Here is an 873-nt window from a genome sequence, read left to right as displayed (position 1 = left end):
GATGCGGCGCATTGCCGGAGACCGGCGCATGAAGTCACCGTCGCTCAGGGCCATTCAGGTGTTCGAGTCCGCGGCCCGGCTCGGCTCGTTCGCGGCGGCGGCCGAGGAGCTTCTGCTCACGCCCTCCGCGGTGAGCCATCAGATTCGCTTTCTCGAGCGCGAGGTCGGCATCGCGCTGTTTCATCGCGGCCACCGCGGCGTCGAGCTGACCGACATCGGCCGCCGCTTCGCCGAGCAGGTGACCGAAGGGTTTCGTCTGATCGAGGCCGCCAAGCGCAGCATCGAGCGCGGCGGCAAGAGCGACATTCTCACCATCCACACCGTGCCGAGCTTCGGCACGCAGTGGCTGATGCCGCGCCTGTCGCGGTTCGGCGCGTCGGAGCCCGACATCGACGTGCGGCTGAACGCCTCCGTCTCCGCGGTCGATCTCGGTGCCGGGGAGGCGGATTTCGACGTGCGCTACGGCAACGTGTTTCCCGCCTGGGGCGTCGAGGTGAAGCCGTTTCCCGAGGAGACGATCGTCGCCTTGTGCTCGCCGTCGCTGCTGAAGGGGCGCAACGCGCTGAAGTCGCCGCGCGACCTGCGCAAGCACACGCTGATTCACTCCGAGCTGAATTTGGTGCCGTGGAGCGACTGGCTGCGGCTGCACGGCGTGCAGGGCGTCGACCTGACGCGCGGCCCGCGCTTCGACCGCTCGTTCATGGCGATCTATGCCGCGGTCGACGGCGTCGGCGTCGCGCTCGAGAGCCGGCTTCTGCTCCAGAGCGAGCTCGAGGCCGGACGGCTGGTGCTGCCGTTCGGCGGCGACGGGCCGCGGCTCGTCTGCCACCGGCTGCTGTACCTGAAGTCGAAGCTGAAGCTGCCGAAGATCCG

General features: G+C 69.0%; 1 protein-coding gene. It reads left to right on the top strand.

The window, feature by feature from the left end:
- Window positions 1-28 precede the first annotated feature (28 nt).
- Window positions 29-873, top strand: an 845-nt coding sequence (locus A33M_RS21520; RefSeq protein WP_040622524.1) for a LysR substrate-binding domain-containing protein, incomplete at its 3' end; no start/stop codon positions are given.

It is taken from the genome of Rhodovulum sp. PH10 (assembly GCF_000293785.1).
GTDB lineage: Bacteria > Pseudomonadota > Alphaproteobacteria > Rhizobiales > Xanthobacteraceae > Rhodoplanes.
Note: the sequence above shows the minus strand (reverse complement) of the source record. Positions and strands in the feature narration are given on the sequence as shown.